Raw genomic sequence first — 19,102 nt, 5'->3', positions numbered from 1 at the left:
CGCGGGGTGGCATGAAGCCCCCCGTTTTAACCACCCACGTGAGAAAGTGACATGTTCAAGACCATCTTCACGGCTACCCATGCCCGTTCCGCCCTGCTGCTCGCCGCCGGTTTCAGCACTGTTCTGCTGGCAGGCTGCTCCAGCTCTCCGGTGTCCAAGGTTGGTGCCACGACCAAGGTCGAGTACTACCCGAGCTGCTACGAGCCCGTGCAGCACCTGCGCTCCACCGACGGTGACATGACCCGCTCGGTTGCCACAGGCGCCGTCATCGGGGCCCTCGGCGGTGCCTTGACCGGCGCCCTGGTCGACGGCGACAACCGCGGCCGCAACGCAGCCATCGGTGCGGCGGGTGGTGCCCTGGTGGGCGGTGCGGCCGGTTACTACACCGAGCGCCAGAAGCAGATCAGTGACGACAAGCAGCGCATTGCCTCGTACGCCACCGACATCGACAAGAGCGCTGCCGACCTGGACCGCACCACGGCCTATGCCAAGGCTTCGCAAAGCTGCTACCAGCGTGAGTTCACCAGCCTGATCGACGGCCGCAAGGCCAACCGCATCAACGACACCGAAGGGCGCAAGCGCCTGGCCGAGATCGTCTCGGGCCTGCAGGAGTCGAACAAGCTGCTGGCCACCGTCAACGGCCGCGTTGCGGAAAACCTCGACAACTACACCCAGGCCTACGAGCAGGACCTCAAGCAGGTTGGTGTGGCTCGTACCGATGTGGCAACCGTGGCTGAGCCGCCAAAGACCACCACTGGCAAGAAGAAGACCCAGGCCGTCAAGGTGAACACGAACGTGCCGCAAGAGGCGGTCGCCACCGAGAAGACCCTGCAGAAGGCCACTACCAAGAAAGCCGAGGCCCAGCAGGTGGCCAATGCTGGCGTCGACCAGGTCAACAAGATGTGCCGCAGCCCCGACATGGGTGACTGGGCGCCGGTGCCTTGCCCGAACGTGTAACCCACGCTCCGTTGCGCTCGCGCCGGTGCACGTGCAGCCCCTGGCAGGACGCCTGACCTGCACGGGGCGTGCGTGGGCCGGCGCAGCGGCTTTTCGAATCAAGGAGAGTTGTCGTGACTGATCTGATGTCCGGCGCCCTGGGCGGCTACCGCCAGCAAATGGCGCGTCAGCGGCTGCTGCTGACCGTCGACCAGCAGAAGCTGTTCAGGGCCATCGATGCCGACCCGGGTATCGTGGGTGCTGGTGTTGTGTATATCGATGCCGAGTACAACGTGATCGTGCTTCGCGAATTCAAGCCTATCTGCAGCATTGCGCCCAAGCGTGTGATTCTGCAGGAGGCAGCACCTTACAAGTCACCTGAACAGTTCATGACCCAGCTGCAAACCGGCGCGCGTGAGCGCAAGGTGATGGCAGAGGCCGTGAACGCCAGTCTGGGTTGCCTCTCGGCCTATCTTGGTTGGGTCGTCATGTTCAGTGGCACCATTGCCGTACCGTTCACTGGCGGCGCCAGCATGGTGTTGACGGCGGTCGGTTATGCCGCCGCGGCTGCGGGTACCGGGCAGTGCATGATGGGCGGGTACCGAGTGTTCAACGAAGTGTTCGACCCAGGGCAGAACGACTGGCTCGACAGTAACGACACGGTCCAGACCGTGATGAGCATACTGGACGGCGTCGCGCTGGCAGGTGTGGGCGCATCGAGCCTGAACACCGTGCGGTTTCTGCAGGCTCGCAAAGCGGCTACCGGCAAGGGCTGGAGGGAGCTGTTCCATAGCCTGTCGCGGCAGCAACGCAAGGCGCTGGCCGAGGAGCTTCTGCTCATCAAGCATCCGTCGCTCACTGCCAAGCAGCTCAAGCTGAAGCAAGCGGCGGGTACTGCGATCAAACGTTTTACCCCTACCGAAATTCAGCATGCCACGCGTACCTTGATCAAAGACTCGATAGGCGGCTTGTCGGGCTTTGGCAGCAGTAGCTTCGTCCAATCGGTTGCCGTGGGGCTTTACGAGGAGATTACCGAGTGACCCGTGACCAGGAGCTGCAAGCGTTTCTTTCCCGTTATTTCGGCGTGTTCATTGCCGAGTTTTTCTTTTCCTGCATGGCGCTGGGCGGCACCGTCTCGCTGGTGTTTTCCACCTATATGCGCAGCTCAGACCCTGAACTCTCGGTGATGGTGCTGGCGGCAGCCGGTGTAGTGAGCGCCGCCTCGCATATCGCCATGGTGCGTGGCTTTGCCTGGGGCGTGCGCGGTGTGATCGGCATCCTCGTGGTTGCCTTGCTCGCCGCATTGCCCAGCTACGGTTATCGCCCGCACATGGGGGCGTACATTTCCGTCCTGGTGTTCGGTTTGCTGGCTCTGCTGATCATCAACAGCCAGCGTTACCGCGAGATGCGCGTGCGCCTGGTGGAGTATCGGGACATCCGTAAATTCAACCGTCGCGCGGCTAAAACCTCTAAATGACACCTTTCTCTGATGTAACGAGGGGATCGGGATGAATCTGCGCCGAAAGCGTACCTGGCTCGGTGGTTTGCTATTGCCCTTGCTCGTTGCTTGCAATGGCCATAAGGTCGAGCGTGTCGTGGTCTATGAGAATAACGTCCATCACTGGCGCATCGAACACGTGGTGGAGCAGAACTGGCCGGTGGGGCCTCGCCAGTATTATCAGGTGTTTCTCAAGGACCGCCTGCTGATCCTGCCTGCCAATGTGTTCAACGACGAGCGCGACATTAGTGAGTTCGTTGCTGCGGGCGGTTTCGACATCAGCAACTGGCGCAACGACACGATCATCGTGGCGTTCGAGAACGTGCAAAAGCGCGAAAGTGGCAACGAGCATTTTGTCCGCTCGCTGATGATCACCCCGGAGTACAAGGAAGGGGAGGTGATACTGAGCGACATGGCGAGCCATATGCAGATCGTGGTGCAGCGGGTGGAGCCGGTTGGGGAGGGGAAGTAGCAGGGCAGTGGTGTTGTAGGCAAGCAAATGAACTAGCTGTGGATGTCACCGGCATTTGTGGGAGCGGGCAAGCCCGCGAAGCAGGCGCCTCGGTGGATGGCACCGGCTGCGCCGGTGTTCGCGGCTAAAGCCGCTCCCACAGGTTCACCATGAACTTGAAGCCAGCGCAGTACCTGTGGGAGCGGGCAAGCCCGCGAATCAGGCGACGCGGTGCATGGCACCGGCTGCGCCGGTGTTCGCGGGCAAGCCCGCTCCCACAGGGATCGCGCCAGCTTTTTGAAATTGAGCAAGACAGTTGCTCCCACAGGTACTGCGTGATCCCGAAGCCAGCGCAGTACCTGTGGGAGCGGGCAAGCCCGCGAAGTAGGCACCTCGGTGTATGGCACCGGCTGCGCCGGTGTTCGTTCACCATGAACTTGAAGCCAGCGCAGTACCTGTGGGAGCAGGCAAGCCCGCGAAGCAGGCACCTCGGTGAATGGCACCGGCTGCGCCGGTGTTCGCGGCCACGGCCGCTCCCACAGGTACTGCGTGATCCCGAAGCCAGCGCAATACCTGTGGGAGCGGGCAAGCCCGCGAAGCAGGTGACGCGGTGCATGGCACCGGCTGCGCCGGTGTTCGCGGCTAAAGCCGCTCCCACAGGTACAGCGTGAACCCGAAGCCCGCACAGTACCTGTGGGAGCGGGTTCACCCGCGAAGAGGCCCGCCCAGGCAAACCCGCCGCTTAAACCCCATGCAACCGCAGCGCCCGCTGCGCACACTCCCGCCAACTCAACTTCGGCTTCTCTACCAGCGGCAGCTGTTGCACTTCCCCAGCCAGCACCACCGGCATATCCCGCATCCTCACCCAAGGCTCACTCTGCCAATACAACAACGTCGCGCTCCGCCCCCCAGGCCAGCACATCTGCCCCAGTCGCGGAACATCCTTCACCCCGTCCTCCTGCCGATCACGCAGCACCGCCACCACCTCATGCGTCAGCCACCAGCGCAAATGCCGGTTCTCCGGCACATGGTGATGCGCCAACAAGGTATACGCCCCGGATTCGCTGACCATCGTGGTTTCCTGGTACTTGCCATAGCGCAGCAACTGCACGGAGCGGTACTGATCCGGGTCGAGCTTGCGCATGCAGTGTTCGTCGTAGAAGTGACCACTCAGCCGGCCGAGTTCGTGGGCGCAGAACCAGGCTTGGGATTCGAGCCAGAGGGTGTGGAGGGGGCGGTTGTGGCGGGTGAAGAGGGTGGGTGTTTGAAGGTCAGTCATGGCTGGCCTCCGTGATCCTTGCGTAAATTGTTAGGTGGGACGCATGTACGAAAGGCCTACTAATGCATGCTTTGATGGGCATATCGATAACCTCGGTCTGTTGTCAGCTTTCTTAGGGCTGGTGTCGGGAGCTAAGAAACCTCACACAGCAGGCCGGACGTATTCCCCTTTCGGGTCTTGTATTAGCCCACTCCCGACGTAACAGAGTGTTTCATGCGCGCAGTATTAGACCACAGGCACAAAAAAGCCGCATCTGTCGGGAGCGGGTAAGCCGCTGTGTGAAGCGTTTCTTAGGCGCCACTTGCGAAGTTATAAGATGGAATTTGAATGGTCAAGGGGCTCCAGTGTGGGATTTTTCTTATATTCTAGAAGGCTTTCAATCACAGCAGTTCTGTTATGTAGCTATCGAGGCGGCTTTTTAGAATGTTGTAAGCTGAATTTAGTGTGCTCGCATCGTTAATGCTTCGTACCGCAGTGTCGAATGATAGTAGCGCGCTATCGGCTTTTTCCGGAGAAATTCTGGAGAGTGTTTGATTTAGTTTTCGGTCGTCGTCAAACTTACTCAAAAAATTTCGAAGAGTGCTGGGGTCTGTTTCATGTTTTGCAAGTTGGTAGTAGAGCGGAATAAGCCCATGGTTAGACAGAAGCGGATCTTTATCCTCAAATACGGTTTCGAGGTAGTCAATTATGTTGCTAGCCCTAAATGCGGCGTCAATATATTTTTCAGGGGTTTCGCTGGTGGCTCCATCCTTGACCATTTTGTCGAGCTGTTTCTTTTTTGTGTCAACAAAACTTTCATTGAACTCAATTAGAAGGAGTTTTGCTGCTAGGTTGCTGTCTTGGCCGCGTGTTGTACTAAATTTAACCTTGTTTTTGAAGAAGTTACGGTCCGACAGTCCGCGAATTAAGTCGGGGACTATTCCCTGCATTGCATTTCGGAGTTCAGCTCCTGTAAGTGGCTTGCTCTTGTTTAATCGAATGAATAAGTCACGTATTTTATCTACGTCATCTGTTATTACACTGACGATGTCTAGGTTGAACTCTTCAAGTGCCTCGACAATGTCCGGGTGTTCGTTTTTTAATGTGGAATAGTACTTGCCTCCTACTTTTATGGAGGGGTTTCTATAATATACGAAGTCCGGGTTGAGTGGGATGTGATCGGAAAAGAATGAGAAAATTGCCTCAAGGCGCTGCCTGCCGTCGATCACTGCATACGGTAAGCTTTTTTCGTTTAAAGGTGAATTCACTATTGTGAAGTCGGAGAGATATATTTTTGGAACATCGAAGCCGTTTATGATTGAGTCAATTAGGTAAGCTTTATCGTAATCTCCCCATAGATTTCCTTTCCTTTGATATGAAGGTTCGAAATCGATTTTTTCTCTTTGCTTATACCACCAGCTCAGTGTTTTGGTGGAGTGTGCTTGGACTTTGAAAATCGTATTCATACGGAAAACCCAAAGAGACGTTTGGTTTCTTTTGCTAGCCCTTCTAAGTCAGGGTAAATTACTGCGTCAGTAATACCCATCCAGGTTAGCTTGTTAAGTATCTCGGTGATCTTGCTTGCAGGAATGATGATTTTTTTAAGGGTGTCGTCTTCAAAGTTGTTGGCTGTGTAAATTTGCTCCATTGGTTGGAGTGATTTTCCAAACAAACAGAAAGAGCCGCGTTGTGCAACAATCCTAGGGCTGTTGTGTATGCCGAGAAGAGCGACCGGATGCTCATGCATATATTGATATTCTTTAGAAGGCGCATAACTCGATACCATGCTTTCGGTAGGAGACATCGCACCTCCTTGGTAGCTGTTGTGTCGAAAGACGCAGCGATTCCATTTTGCGGGTGACAAAACCCATACGGCGGCATCATTATCGTAAGTCCCGGCACTATTTTGCCTGGCGGAACTAAGGGCAAAAAACAATGCTATTAATGGATTTTCTGTCCAATCCAGAAGCCTTGTTGGCATTCCGTAATGCTGCATGAGAAAAAGTAACTCCCATGCATCTTCTAAACGGTATGTGAGATAGGGTACCGAGCGCTCTTTGAAACGAGTGATTAATTTTTTTTCGATCTCGAACAGCTTTGTGCTGTCATTTATGCTGGAGTGTCGATGAATTGAGGGAGACAAAGAGTAACTTGAGTTTCCTGTTCCTCTGAACCAGACCGCTGAATCGTCGTCTGTTTGACCCATGTCAGCAAAGCTAAGAAATTCTTGAAATGTTTGTGCAGTATGCTCATTCAAGGTTGGCATGAACTATAATCATCGCTGTTTTAATTTTAGACAATAAAAAGCCCTGCATTAGCAGGGCTTAGGTCACTAACCCAACAAGAATTAGTAGTTCTATCACATCATAGTGCCACTATCAATCCCAGCTCAACGCCCCACCAGTCTGATACTCGATCACGCGGGTCTCGAAGAAGTTCTTCTCTTTCTTCAAGTCCATGATCTCGCTCATCCACGGGAACGGGTTGGTAGTCCCTGGGTACTCTTCCTTCAGGCCAATCTGGGTCAGGCGACGGTTAGCAATGAACTTGAGGTAGTCCTCCATCATTGCCGCGTTCATGCCCAGCACGCCGCGTGGCATGGTGTCACGGGCGTATTCGATCTCCAGCTGGGTCCCTTGCAGGATCATCTGGGTCGCTTCTTCCTTCATCGCCGCATCCCACAGGTGCGGGTTCTCGATCTTGATCTGGTTGATCACGTCGATACCGAAGTTCAGGTGCATCGACTCGTCACGCAGGATGTACTGGAACTGCTCGGCCACGCCGGTCATCTTGTTGCGGCGGCCCATGGACAGGATCTGGGTGAAGCCGCAGTAGAAGAAGATGCCCTCCAGTACGCAGTAGTAGGCGATAAGGTTGCGCAGCAGCTCTTTGTCGGTTTCGACGGTGCCGGTGTTGAATTCCGGATCGGAGATGGCGCGGGTGTACTTCAGGCCCCAGGCGGCTTTCTTCGCTACCGACGGGATCTCGTGGTACATGTTGAAGATCTCGCCTTCATCCATGCCCAGCGACTCGATGCAGTACTGGTAGGCGTGGGTGTGGATCGCCTCTTCGAAGGCCTGGCGCAGGATGTACTGGCGGCACTCCGGGTTGGTGATCAGGCGGTACACGGCCAGGGCCAGGTTGTTGGCTACCAGCGAGTCGGCAGTGGAGAAGAAGCCGAGGTTGCGCATGACGATGCGACGCTCGTCTTCGGTCAGGCCGTCCATGCTCTTCCACAGGGCGATGTCGGCGGTCATGTTGACCTCTTGCGGCATCCAGTGGTTGGCGCAGCCGTCCAGGTACTTCTGCCAGGCCCAGTCGTACTTGAACGGTACCAGCTGGTTGAGGTCGGCGCGGCAGTTGATCATGCGCTTTTCGTCAACACGCACGCGGGCGCCGGAGCCTTCCAGCTCGGCCAGGCCTTCGGCGATGTCGAGGTCGTTCAGGGCAGCCTTGGCGCGCTTGACGGCGTCGGAGTCGTCAGCGGTAGCGGCACGGGCTTCCAGGGCGGCGGCACCACCGGCGCTGTCGAGCTTGTCGAGGGTAGCGGCGGCAGCGGCCTGCGCAGGGGTGTTGCCTTTGGCGGCTACTTCGCCGTCTTCCTTGTCGAATTCGTCCCAGCTCAGCATGGTTTGGCTCCTGCTTGAGGGTCGCCCTGGGGCAACCGGTTGGATTTTAAGAATGTGATGCCTGACGCAAGGCCGTTACGGCGAATGGACAGCTCGAGAGGCTGACTCTCGTTTACATCTGGTGTGTTCTGGCTTGTACCTGGCCAGGCCTCTCGGAGGGGCCAGGACAATTGAAAGGTGCCCTTTTCAGAGGGGGCGCAGTATACCGGAATTCGCCTTCGATCGGGGTGCGTGTCTGGCGGGCGAGGGTAACTTTTTCGACCGTTTTGGCGTGCGTCCGTTCACGAAGCGTGTGTCATCAGATACAGGGGGGAAGTGTAGCGGTAAAACGCGAAAGGCACTATATGTTGTGGTTATTTATTTTTTAAGCACAGGATGTGGTGTTGGCGCGATCTTTGTAGGAGCGGCCTTGTGTCGCGATGGGGTGCGAAAGCGCCCCCAATATTGCAGCTTCGCCACATACATCGCCGGGGCCGCTTTGCGGCCCATCGCGACACAAGGCCGCTCCTACAGGAACCGGGTCAATCCGCAGCTACCGAGTTGTATGCAACGTTTCGGCAATGCGTGTCTTGAGATGCCTGCGTGCTTCTTCGACCGAAGTTACGCGGCCGGTTTCAGCGCAGGGCGGATACAAAAATGCCGCGCGGGGCGCCCGTGGGCACCCCGCGCGGCACTCAGGCCTTACTGGCAGGCTTCGCAGTCAGGCTCGTCGATCGCGCAGGCCTTCGGCACTGGCGCAGGGCCGGCTGCCTGGACCGGGGCGCTGTCGCCACCGCTGGAAACGGCGTTGAGCTTGCCGGTGTTGATGGTCGACTTCTCGGTGCTGGTCGCGGCCAGGGCACGGAGGTAGTAGGTGGTCTTCAGACCACGGTACCAGGCCATGCGGTAGGTCACGTCCAGCTTCTTGCCCGAGGCGCCGGCGATGTACAGGTTCAGCGACTGGGCCTGGTCGATCCACTTCTGGCGACGCGAGGCGGCATCGACGATCCACTTGGTCTCGACTTCGAACGCGGTGGCGTACAGGTCCTTCAGCTCTTGCGGGATACGCTCGATCTGCTGCACCGAACCGTCGTAGTACTTCAGGTCGTTGATCATTACCGAGTCCCACAGGCCACGGGCCTTCAGGTCGCGGACCAGGTACGGGTTGATCACGGTGAACTCGCCCGACAGGTTCGATTTCACGTACAGGTTCTGGTAGGTCGGCTCGATGGACTGCGACACGCCGGTGATGTTGGCGATGGTCGCGGTCGGCGCGATGGCCATGATGTTCGAGTTACGAATACCTTTCTTGACGCGCTCGCGCACCGGGGCCCAGTCCAGGGACTCTTCCAGGTTGACGTCGATGTACTTGGCGCCACGGGCCTCGATCAGGATCTGTTGCGAATCCAGTGGCAGGATGCCCTTGGACCACAGCGAACCCTGGAAGGTCTCGTACGCACCGCGCTCGTCGGCCAGGTCGCAGGACGCCTGGATGGCGTAGAAGCTGACCGCTTCCATCGACTTGTCGGCGAACTCGACGGCAGCATCGGAGCCGTACGGAATGTGCTGCAGGTACAGCGCATCCTGGAAGCCCATGATGCCCAGACCGACCGGGCGGTGCTTGAAGTTCGAGTTACGCGCTTGCGGCACCGAGTAGTAGTTGATGTCGATCACGTTGTCGAGCATGCGCACGGCGGTGTTCACGGTGCGTTGCAGCTTGGCGGTGTCCAGCTTGCCGTCGACGATGTGGTTCGGCAGGTTGATCGAGCCCAGGTTGCAGACCGCGATCTCGTCCTTGTTGGTGTTCAGGGTGATCTCGGTGCACAGGTTCGAGCTGTGGACCACGCCCACGTGCTGCTGCGGCGAACGCAGGTTGCACGGGTCCTTGAAGGTCAGCCACGGGTGGCCGGTCTCGAACAGCATCGACAGCATCTTGCGCCACAGGTCTTTGGCCTGGATGGTCTTGAACACCTTGATCTTGTTGTACTCGGTCAGGGCTTCGTAGTACTCGTAGCGCTCTTCGAAGGCCTTGCCGGTCAGGTCGTGCAGGTCTGGCACTTCCGAAGGCGAGAACAGGGTCCACTTGCCGTCATCGAAGACACGCTTCATGAACAGGTCAGGGATCCAGTTGGCGGTGTTCATGTCGTGGGTACGACGACGGTCATCACCGGTGTTCTTGCGCAGCTCGATGAATTCTTCGATGTCCAGGTGCCAGGTTTCCAGGTAGGCACACACGGCGCCCTTGCGCTTGCCACCCTGGTTGACGGCAACGGCGGTGTCGTTGACCACTTTCAGGAACGGAACCACGCCCTGCGACTTGCCGTTGGTGCCCTTGATGTAGGAGCCCAGTGCACGCACAGGGGTCCAGTCGTTGCCCAGGCCACCGGCGAATTTCGACAGCATGGCGTTGTCGTGGATCGCGTGGTAGATGCCCGACAGGTCGTCCGGCACGGTGGTCAGGTAGCAGCTGGACAGCTGCGGGCGCAGGGTGCCGGCGTTGAACAGGGTCGGGGTCGAGGCCATGTAGTCGAAGGACGACAACAGGTTGTAGAACTCGATGGCACGGGCTTCTTTGTCTTTCTCTTCCAGCGCCAGGCCCATGGCCACACGCATGAAGAACACCTGTGGCAGCTCGAAGCGCACGCCATCCTTGTGGATGAAGTAGCGGTCGTACAGGGTCTGCAGGCCCAGGTAGGTGAATTGCTGGTCACGCTCGTGGTCGATGGCCTTGCCCAGGCGGTCCAGGTCGTAGCCTTTCAGGGCCGGGTCCAGCAGCTCGAACTCGACGCCTTTGTCGATGTAGGCCGGCAGGGCCTTGGCGTACAGGTCGGCCATTTCGTGGTGGGTGGCGCTCTCGGCCACGTTCAGGAAGCCCAGGCCTTCGGCGCGCAGGGTGTCCATCAGCAGGCGGGCGGTAACGAACGAGTAGTTCGGCTCGCGCTCGACCAGGGTACGGGCGGTCATCACCAGGGCGGTGTTGACTTCCTTGATGGCCACGCCGTCGTACAGGTTCTTCAGGGTGTCGCGCTGGATCAGGTCGCCATCGACTTCGGCCAGGCCTTCGCAGGCTTCGCTGATGATGGTGTTCAGGCGGGCCATGTCGAGCGGCGCCAGGCTGCCGTCGGCCAGGGTGATGCGGATGCTTGGGTGCGGCTCGACCACGGACTCGGTGTTGACGCGGGTGGCACGCTCCTTGGCGCGCTGCTCGCGGTAGATCACGTAGTCACGGGCGACCTTCTGCTCGCCGGCGCGCATCAGGGCCAGTTCGACCTGGTCCTGGATCTCTTCGATGTGGATGGTGCCACCCGATGGCATGCGACGCTTGAACGTGGCGGTGACCTGCTCGGTCAGGCGCGCGACGGTGTCGTGGATGCGCGACGAAGCGGCGGCGGTGCCGCCTTCAACTGCGAGGAACGCCTTGGTGATGGCCACGGTGATCTTGTCGTCGGTGTAGGGGACGACAGTGCCGTTACGCTTGATCACACGCAGTTGGCCGGGAGCGGTGGCGGCCAGATCCTGGTTGGAATCGGCGGCCTGCGGCACCTTGGCCTGCGGGTTCTCGCGAGTTGTGTCGGTTTGCATGAGTGGGTGTCTCCACAGTTTCTATATTGTTCAGGCGCCTTTTGGGCGCCCACCGTTCCGTCCACTTGCTCGATGGCCCGGCGGGGATGGGCAATGCATGCGCATCCGCCCGCGCGGGCGTACCAACTTCGGGACAGACTCAGGAATAAGGGCAATTGGCTCGCCGCTCCCTGGCCGAAGTCAAAGGTTCTGGGCCGGGCCCAAAAACTGTTGCTGATGGATGCCAGGCCTGGCCTGTAACACCCATACCCGAACAAGGCCCTGGAAGGGCTTGCCTCGGTCGCCTCCGCAGGAGCGGTTTGGCTGCTGGAATCACTTGAAGTTCACCCGAAAAAATCGCTTGATTTTGCGGGTTGACTTTTGTGTGTGATTTTGCACGAACCCCTATATCTAGTGGTTCGCTGCGATCGGGATACAAGATAATGCGGTATCGGGGGCTTTGCAAGGCGAGCGCCTGTGGATAACTTGTGCGTACTTTGTGAGTGAATGGTGGGTATTCGCTGTAGGCCTTGTGCCAAGTGGTTTGCAGTATTTTTCTGCGCCTTGCTGCCCCGGGGCAGAATTTTTCGGGCGCGAACCCTATCACAAAAAACGGTTCAGTCTAGGGGCTGCTGGCAGGTTGGCAGTACCGCATGGCAGCCGTAGTATTCCGAGGGGATGTTGCTTTTTGGTTAAAGGGTTATGTTGCCTGCACCGGCCCCTTCGCGGGCACGCCCGCTCCCACAGGTACTGTGCAAGCCTTGAAAGGGGCGCGGTCCCTGTGGGAGCGGGCGAGCCCGCGAATAGGCCGGCACAGGCCATAGAAAAACAACAAACAAAAGGCACAAGCCATGGACCACCCCGCACCCCGCATCCTCATCGTCGAAGACGACCAGCGCCTGGCCGAGCTCACCGCCGAGTACCTGCAGGCCAACGGCTACGAAGTCAGCGTCGAGGGCGATGGCGCCCGCGCCGCGCGGCGCATCGTCGACAGCCAGCCCGACCTGGTCATTCTCGACCTGATGCTGCCCGGCGAGGACGGCCTGAGCATCTGCCGCCGGGTGCGCAGCCAGTACCCCGGCCCGATCCTCATGCTGACCGCCCGCAGCGATGAACTCGACCAGGTGCAGGGCCTGGACCTGGGGGCCGACGACTACGTCTGCAAACCCGTACGCCCACGCCTGCTGCTGGCACGCATTCAGGCCCTGCTGCGCCGCAGCGAAGCACCGGACAGCAAGCGCCAGGACCTGGCCTTCGGCGCGCTGCGCATCGACAATCGCCTGCGCGAGGCGCGTCTGGGGGAACAGCTGATCGAGCTGACCGGCGCCGAATTCGACCTGCTCTGGCTGTTGGCCAGCAACGCCGGGCGGGTGCTGACGCGCGAGCAGATCTTCACTGCTCTGCGTGGCGTCGGCTACGACGGCCAGGACCGCTCCATCGACATACGCATTTCCAGAATCCGCCCCAAGATCGGCGACGACCCGCTCCAGCCAAGGCTGATCAAGACCCTGCGCAGCAAGGGCTACCTGTTCGTCGGCGAGGCCCCATGAACAACTCGATCTTCCTGCGCATCTATGGCGGCATGCTGGCCGTGCTGGTGCTGGTGGCCCTGCTCGGGGTGCTCAGCCTGCACCTGGTCAACGAAGTGCGTGCCGCCCAGCACCGCGAGGGCCTGGCCCAGGGTACCTTCAGCCTGATGGCCGACAATCTGGCGCTGCAGAACGACACCGAACGCAAGCGCTCGCTGCTGATCTGGGAGCGCCTGCTCGGCGTGCCGCTGGCGCTGCAACCGATGACCGCGCGCACACTCGATGGCGGCCAGCGGGCGCGCCTGTACCGCGGCCTGGTGGTGGTCGAGAAGACCGGCCCGCATGCGGCCCAGGTGCTGCGCAAGGTCGGTCAGGAAGACCTGATGCTGGTAGCGCAGATCAAACAGATCAGCGAGCAACTGGCGCGGGCCACCCTCTATCTGCTGGCCGACGAACTGGTGCGCTACCCGGTGACCGAACAGCAGCAGCGCCTGGCGCAGATCAAGAAAGAAAAGGGCTTCGGCTTTGGCGTGGCCCTGCAGCGCATCGAGCGGGTGAGCCTGGACGATGACCAGCGGCGCCGGGTCGAGGAGGGCGACACGGTCATGGCCCTGGGCAAGGATGGTGACTCGATCCGCGTGTTCGCCGGGCTGGCGGGTTCGCCCTGGGTGCTGGAAATCGGCCCGCTGTACCAGCTCAACCCGTATCCGCCGCAGTTGCTGGTCCTGATCACCTTTCTTGGCCTGTGCCTGATCGGCCTGGTGGTCTACCTGCTGGTGCGCCAACTGGAGCGGCGCGTGTCGGGCCTGGAGATTGCCGCCACGCGCATCGCCCAGGGCAGCCTGGACACCCGTGTGCCGGCCGGCGATGCCGACTCGGTGGGGCGCCTGGCTGCGGCCTTCAACGGCATGGCCGAGCACCTGCAGCGCTCGCTGACCATGCAGCGCGAGCTGGTGCGGGCGGTTTCCCACGAGTTGCGCACGCCGGTGGCACGCCTGCGCTTTGGCCTGGAGATGATCGAAAGTGCCACCACCGAGCAGGCCCGGGCCAAGCACCTGGCGGGCATGGACGGCGATATCCAGGACCTCGACAAGTTGGTCGACGAGATGCTCACCTACGCCCGCCTGGAGCAGGGCGCACCGGCGCTGAAGTTCGAGCGGGTAGACCTGGACGCCTTGCTCGACCGGGTGATCGAAGAGCTTGCGCCGCTGCGTGCCGAGGTACGGGTGGTGCGTGGTGAGTGCCAGGGCGCGGATGGCGAAGGCGCCTGGGTCGAAGCCGAACCGCGCTACCTGCACCGGGCCCTGCAGAACCTGGTGGGCAACGCCATGCGCCACGCAGAGGCCGAGGTGCGCCTGAGCTACCAGTTGGGGCAGCAACGCTGTCGCATCGACGTGGAGGATGACGGCCCGGGCATCCCCGAGGGCGTCTGGGACCGCATCTTCACACCGTTCACCCGCCTTGACGACAGCCGTACCCGCGCCTCGGGCGGGCATGGCCTGGGCCTGTCTATCGTGCGGCGGATCATCTACTGGCACGCGGGGCGGGCCACGGTGGGGCGCAGCGCCGCGCTGGGCGGTGCCTGCTTCAGCCTGAACTGGCCACGGCAGCAGGCACCGTTGTGACGGTCAGACGCTGACCAGGCTGAGCAGGTGGCCGTCCTGCAGGCAGAACTGGCCCTGCAGTTCGGCGCCATGCCGCCACTGCGGCGACAGGTCGGTGAGCAGGCGTAGGCGGGCCAGGCCTTCGGCGGACCAGTCCAGCACTTCGGCGTGCTCGAAGTAGAAGCGCTGGCGGGTCAGCGGGTAGAGCGTCTTGAACAGGCTTTCCTTCAGCGAGAAGGTCAGGGTGACGGCAAGGCCGAGCTGGCGGCGGTCCAGGCGCTCGAGTTCGGGCGGGGTGAGGATTTCGCCCATCAGCCGCTCGGCACGCTGGTCCTCCAGCAGTGCTTCCTGATCCAGGCCCAGGCCCTGGCAACTGCCCTCGGCAGCAACCACGGCGGCAGCCCAGCCTTTGCCGTGGGTGATCGAGCCGTGGATGCCGGCGGGCCAGATGGGCGAACGGTCCTCGTGGGTACCGGGCACGTAGTCACGGCCGTCCAGGCGCTGCAGCGCGGCGCGGGCACATACCCGGCCGGCCAGGTACTCGGCCTGACGCTTGGCCACCGAACGCTGCAGGCTGGCGCCTGGCACGACGCCGGCGCGCTGGAAGTCGTCGGGTGCCAGGCGGGCCGGGTCGAAGTAACAACTGACCAGCACCGCGCCGGGTAGTGGGCGGGGCAGGGGCCAGTGGTGCTGGAGCGGGGCGCAGCAGGCGGGGAGTGTGTTCATGGGGGGGTATTGTGCCAGCCGAGGCGACGGTGTGGGAGATCGAATCGCAGGGGCTGCTTTGCAGCCCAATCGCCGGCAAGCCAGCTCCCACAGGTACAGTGCACGGCCCAAGCTTTGCGCGGCCCCTGTGGGAGCTGGCTTGCCGGCGATTGGGCCGCAAAGCGGACCCTCGCGTTGTTTACTTGAACACTTTCTTGAAGAACGCCTGCATATCCGCCCAGGAGCTCTCGTCCGCCGCCTTGTTGTAGGCAATATCCGGCCCGCCATGTTCACCGTGCTCCATGCGGTCCGAATCCGGGTTGCTGAACCCGTGCTTGGCCCCGGGAATACTGACGAACTGGTAGTTGACCTTGGCTGCATCCATTTCCGCCTTGAACGCTTCCACCTGCTGCTCGGTCACCAGGGAGTCCGCCGCACCATGCTCCACCAGGATATCGGCCCGCACCACGCCCGGCCTGGCCGGTGTCTGCGTGACCAGCGGGGCGTGGAAGCTCACCACGCCATCGAGCTTTTCCCCTCGCCGCGCGGCATCCAGCGCCACCTTGCCGCCAAAGCAGTAACCCACTGCCCCCAACTGGTGCTTGTTGGTATTGGGCTGCAGCTTGAGCAGCTCCAGGCCGGCATCGAAGCGCCGCTCCGCGGCCTTGGGGTCTTTCGTCGCCGCTGTCATGAACGCCTTGGCGTCGGCAGGGTGTTCGGTTTGCTTGCCGTCGCCATACATGTCGATGGCCAGCGCGTTGTAGCCCAGCGCCGCAAGCTCGCGGGCGCGGCGCTTGACGTAGTCGTTCAGCCCCCACCACTCATGCACCACGACGATGCCGGGGCGCTTGCCTTCGATAGCGTCGTCATAGGCGTAGTAGCCGACCAGGCGGTTGCCGTCGGCGTCCTGGTAGGGGATCTCGCGGGTTTGTACCGCCGCTTGGGTGAGGGCGGCGCTGCACATCAGGGTCAAGGCCAGCAGGGCGCGCATGGTCACTACTCCTTGTTCTGCAAACGGTTCGTTCAGCCGAGGTTCAGCCAGGGTTCAGTCGCGGTTCAGGGTGCCCTGCTTACTCTAGCTTCCAGACCGAAACAGCGCACTCAACTGGAGTATCCAGCCATGAAAACCTTCAACACCCTGCTTGCCGCCATGGCCGTCTGCGCCGCTGGCATCACCACTGCCCAGGCCGCTGACGACAACTTCGCCAGCCTGACCTACGGCCAGACCAGCGACAAGGTTCGCAAGTCCGGCCTGCTGCAGCGCAACACCGACCACCTCAACGCCGACGGCATCATCGGCAAGGACGACACCTGGGGCGTGCGCGTGGGCAAGATCAATGACCAGGGCCGCTACTACATGACTTACGACAATGTCTCGGGCGACCACAGCGGCCTGAAGCTGCGCCAGGAAAACCTGCTGGGCAGCTACGACCTGTTCCTGCCGGTGGGTGACACCACCAAGCTGTTCGGCGGCGGCAGCCTGGGCGTGACCAAGCTGACCCAGGACTCGCCGGGTGCCAGCCGGGATACCGACTACGGTTACGCGTATGGCCTGCAGGCCGGCGTGATCCAGGACATCACCGACAAGGCTTCGGTGGAACTGGGCTACCGTTACCTGCGTACCAACGCCGCCACCGAAGTGGGTGCGCACGGCGGGCCGAAGGACGGCACCCTGCGCCTGACCAGCAGCGCGCAGACCTACCTGGCTGCAAGCTACAAGTTCTGACGGGCGAGCCGGGTTATCCTGTACCGGCCTCTTCGCGGGTAAACCCGCTCCCACAGGGATCGCGCAGTTCTTCAAACCTGTGCAGTACCTGTGGGAGCGGGTTTACCCGCGAAAGGGCCGGTACAGGCAATACATATCAAGGAGCTGCACATGAAACTGCTGGTGGTCGAGGACGAAGCCCTGCTTCGCCATCACCTCTACACCCGCCTGGGCGAAAGCGGCCATGTGGTCGAGGCGGTCGCCGATGCCGAGGAGGCGCTGTACCAGGCCGGGCAATACCATTTCGACCTTGCCATCATCGACCTGGGCCTGCCCGGCATCAGCGGGCTGGAGCTGATCACGCGCCTGCGCAGCCAGGACAAGACCTTCCCCATTCTCATCCTCACCGCCCGCGGCAACTGGCAGGACAAGGTCGAGGGCCTGGCCGCGGGTGCCGACGACTATCTGGTCAAGCCGTTCCAGTTCGAAGAACTCGAGGCACGCCTGAACGCCCTGCTGCGCCGTTCCAGCGGCTTTACCCAGTCGACCATTGCCGCCGGCCCGCTGGTGCTCGACCTCAACCGCAAGCAGGCGACGCTGGACGAGCAGCCCCTGGCCCTGACCGCCTACGAATACCGCATCCTCGAATACCTCATGCGCCATCACCAGCAGGTGGTGGCCAAGGACCGCCTGATGGAGCAGCTGTACCCCGGTGACGAGGAACGCGACCCCAATGTCATCGAAGTGCTGGTCGGCCGCCTGCGGCGCAAGCTCGAGGGCGAGCACGGCTTCAAACCGATCGACACCGTGCGCGGCCTGGGCTACCTGTTCACCGAGCGCTGCCGATGATCCGTTCGCTGCGGGTGCGCCTGATGCTGGCGGCCGCGGTGCTGGCGCTGCTGTTCATGCTGGCGCTGCTGCCGGCCTTGCAGAAGGCCTTCAGCCTGGCCCTGCAGGAGTCGATCGAACAACGCCTGGCCTCGGATGTGACCACGCTGATTTCCGCTGCGCGCATCGAACACGGCCAACTGCAGATGCCGACGCTGCTGCCGGACGAGCGTTACAACCTGCCGTACACCGGCCTGCTCGGCTATATCTTCGACCGCGACGGCAAGCTGGTCTGGCAGTCGCGGGCAACCGCCGCGCAAAACGTCAACTACCGCCCGCGCTACGACGGCCGCGGCAACGAATTCGCCCGCATTCACCAGGCTGATGGCGAAGAGTTCTTCGTCTATGACGTCGAGATCAAGCTGCTGGGTGGCCAGAGCGCCGCCTACAGCATCGTTGCCCTGCAACCGGTGCGCGAATACCAGCACACCCTCGATGGCCTGCGCGAAAAGCTCTACCTGGGCTTTGGCGCGGCCTTGCTGGCGCTGCTGGTGCTGCTGTGGGCCGGCCTGACCTGGGGCCTGCGTTCGTTGCGCCGGCTCAGCCGCGAGCTGGACGACGTGGAGTCGGGCGTGCGGGATGGCCTGAGTGGCGAACACCCACGGGAGCTGCTGCGCCTGACCGGCTCGCTGAACCGCCTGTTGCGCAGCGAGCGCGAGCAGCGTCAGCGCTACCGTGATTCGCTCGATGACCTGGCGCACAGCCTGAAGACGCCGCTGGCGGTGTTGCAGGGGGTGGGCGAAAGCCTGCAGCAGCGTAGCGGCGAGCGCGAGCAGGCGCGCGTGCTGCAGAGCCAGATCGAGCGCATGAGCCAGCAGATCGACTACCAGCTGCAACGCGCCAGCCTGCGCAAGAGCGGCCTGGTACGCCACAGCGTGTTGCTGCGGCCGTTGCTCGAAAGCCTGTGCAGCACCTTGGCCAAGGTGTACCGGGACAAGCGGGTGGAGGTGACGCTGCAACTGCCCGATGCGGCGCAGGTGCCGATGGAGCAGGGCGCGTTGCTGGAGCTGCTGGGCAACCTGCTGGAGAACGCCTACCGCCTGAGCCTGGGCCAGGTGCGCGTAAGCCTGGAGCAGGCGCCTGGGCAGTTGACCTTGTGCATCGAGGACGACGGGCCGGGGGTGCCGGCGGACCAGCGTGAGCGGATTCTGGAGCGTGGGGAGCGGCTGGACAGCCAGCACCCGGGGCAGGGGATCGGGCTGGCGGTGGTCAAGGATATCGTCGACAGCTATGACGCCGAGCTGAGCCTGGGGGATTCTCCTCTGGGGGGCGCGGCGTTCAGGATCACCTTCAACCTCGATTGATTTGTAGCCTGTACCGGCCCTTTCGCGGGCTTGCCCGCTCCCACAGGATCCGCAC

The 19,102-nt window shown here is 61.3% G+C and carries 16 protein-coding genes; 9 read left to right on the top strand and 7 right to left on the bottom strand.

All coding sequences use genetic code 11. The features are described from left to right. Positions 1-51 precede the first annotated feature (51 nt). The 4 genes from tagQ to CAG34_RS14410 all read left to right on the top strand — a co-directional run bounded on the left by tagQ (position 52) and on the right by CAG34_RS14410 (position 2,906). Positions 52-957 (top strand): type VI secretion system-associated lipoprotein TagQ, encoded by a 906-nt coding sequence (gene tagQ, locus CAG34_RS14425; RefSeq protein WP_025340301.1) that lies wholly within the window; start codon positions 52-54, stop codon positions 955-957. Between the two features lie 125 nt (positions 958-1,082). Continuing rightward, positions 1,083-1,976 (top strand): hypothetical protein, encoded by an 894-nt coding sequence (locus CAG34_RS14420; protein WP_038408275.1) that lies wholly within the window; start codon positions 1,083-1,085, stop codon positions 1,974-1,976. After that, a complete protein-coding gene (locus tag CAG34_RS14415) occupies positions 1,973-2,413 on the top strand; it encodes a hypothetical protein (RefSeq protein WP_075046084.1) in 441 nt (146 codons plus the stop codon). Before CAG34_RS14420 ends, CAG34_RS14415 begins: the two co-directional genes overlap by 4 nt. A gap of 31 nt (positions 2,414-2,444) precedes the next feature. After that, a complete protein-coding gene (locus CAG34_RS14410) occupies positions 2,445-2,906 on the top strand; it encodes a hypothetical protein (protein ID WP_085590734.1) in 462 nt (153 codons plus the stop codon). 721 nt (positions 2,907-3,627) lie between these two features. On the opposite strand, the gene CAG34_RS14395 is transcribed toward CAG34_RS14410, so the two are convergent. The 5 genes from CAG34_RS14395 to CAG34_RS14375 all read right to left on the bottom strand — a co-directional run bounded on the left by CAG34_RS14395 (position 3,628) and on the right by CAG34_RS14375 (position 11,333). Continuing rightward, positions 3,628-4,164 (bottom strand): Bro-N domain-containing protein, encoded by a 537-nt coding sequence (locus CAG34_RS14395; protein WP_085590728.1) that lies wholly within the window; start codon positions 4,162-4,164, stop codon positions 3,628-3,630. A 380-nt stretch (positions 4,165-4,544) separates the two neighbouring features. Next, complete coding sequence (locus CAG34_RS14390; protein WP_085590726.1) at positions 4,545-5,609, bottom strand: DUF262 domain-containing protein; 1,065 nt, start codon at positions 5,607-5,609, stop codon at positions 4,545-4,547. Next, positions 5,606-6,409 (bottom strand): FRG domain-containing protein, encoded by an 804-nt coding sequence (locus CAG34_RS14385; RefSeq protein ID WP_085590724.1) that lies wholly within the window; start codon positions 6,407-6,409, stop codon positions 5,606-5,608. Before CAG34_RS14385 ends, CAG34_RS14390 begins: the two co-directional genes overlap by 4 nt. 112 nt (positions 6,410-6,521) lie before the next feature. Continuing rightward, positions 6,522-7,772: a ribonucleotide-diphosphate reductase subunit beta gene (locus tag CAG34_RS14380; RefSeq protein WP_024087598.1), complete on the bottom strand. Its 1,251-nt coding sequence runs from the start codon at positions 7,770-7,772 to the stop codon at positions 6,522-6,524. A 681-nt stretch (positions 7,773-8,453) separates the two neighbouring features. Beyond that, positions 8,454-11,333: a ribonucleoside-diphosphate reductase subunit alpha gene (locus CAG34_RS14375; RefSeq protein ID WP_085590722.1), complete on the bottom strand. Its 2,880-nt coding sequence runs from the start codon at positions 11,331-11,333 to the stop codon at positions 8,454-8,456. Between the two features lie 830 nt (positions 11,334-12,163). Between CAG34_RS14375 and CAG34_RS14365 the strand changes: the two genes are divergently transcribed. Then, complete coding sequence (locus tag CAG34_RS14365; protein ID WP_085590720.1) at positions 12,164-12,862, top strand: response regulator transcription factor; 699 nt, start codon at positions 12,164-12,166, stop codon at positions 12,860-12,862. Next, positions 12,859-14,466, top strand: coding sequence for an ATP-binding protein (locus CAG34_RS14360; RefSeq protein ID WP_085590717.1), 1,608 nt, complete (start codon positions 12,859-12,861; stop codon positions 14,464-14,466). The genes CAG34_RS14365 and CAG34_RS14360 overlap by 4 nt, the downstream gene beginning before the upstream one ends. Positions 14,467-14,469: 3 nt before the next feature. Here CAG34_RS14360 and CAG34_RS14355 read toward each other — a convergent pair whose 3' ends face one another. Both CAG34_RS14355 and CAG34_RS14350 read right to left on the bottom strand, forming a co-directional pair. Further along, positions 14,470-15,171: a 4'-phosphopantetheinyl transferase gene (locus CAG34_RS14355; RefSeq protein WP_085590715.1), complete on the bottom strand. Its 702-nt coding sequence runs from the start codon at positions 15,169-15,171 to the stop codon at positions 14,470-14,472. Between the two features lie 178 nt (positions 15,172-15,349). Further along, positions 15,350-16,141: a dienelactone hydrolase family protein gene (locus CAG34_RS14350; RefSeq protein WP_085590713.1), complete on the bottom strand. Its 792-nt coding sequence runs from the start codon at positions 16,139-16,141 to the stop codon at positions 15,350-15,352. Positions 16,142-16,270: 129 nt separating this feature from the next. Between CAG34_RS14350 and CAG34_RS14345 the strand changes: the two genes are divergently transcribed. The 3 genes from CAG34_RS14345 to CAG34_RS14335 all read left to right on the top strand — a co-directional run bounded on the left by CAG34_RS14345 (position 16,271) and on the right by CAG34_RS14335 (position 19,047). Beyond that, positions 16,271-16,876 (top strand): outer membrane beta-barrel protein, encoded by a 606-nt coding sequence (locus tag CAG34_RS14345; protein ID WP_013973837.1) that lies wholly within the window; start codon positions 16,271-16,273, stop codon positions 16,874-16,876. Positions 16,877-17,026: 150 nt separating this feature from the next. Beyond that, positions 17,027-17,704: a response regulator gene (locus CAG34_RS14340; protein WP_025340281.1), complete on the top strand. Its 678-nt coding sequence runs from the start codon at positions 17,027-17,029 to the stop codon at positions 17,702-17,704. Beyond that, the gene (locus CAG34_RS14335; protein ID WP_085590711.1) at positions 17,701-19,047 is read left to right on the top strand and encodes an ATP-binding protein; all 1,347 of its coding nucleotides are present in this window, start codon (positions 17,701-17,703) and stop codon (positions 19,045-19,047) included. The genes CAG34_RS14340 and CAG34_RS14335 overlap by 4 nt, the downstream gene beginning before the upstream one ends. The last annotated feature ends 55 nt before the right edge of the window (positions 19,048-19,102 follow it).

It is taken from the genome of Pseudomonas sp. B14(2017) (assembly GCF_002113255.1).
GTDB lineage: Bacteria > Pseudomonadota > Gammaproteobacteria > Pseudomonadales > Pseudomonadaceae > Aquipseudomonas > Aquipseudomonas putida_Z.
This window is presented reverse-complemented; position numbering and strand designations above follow the sequence as displayed.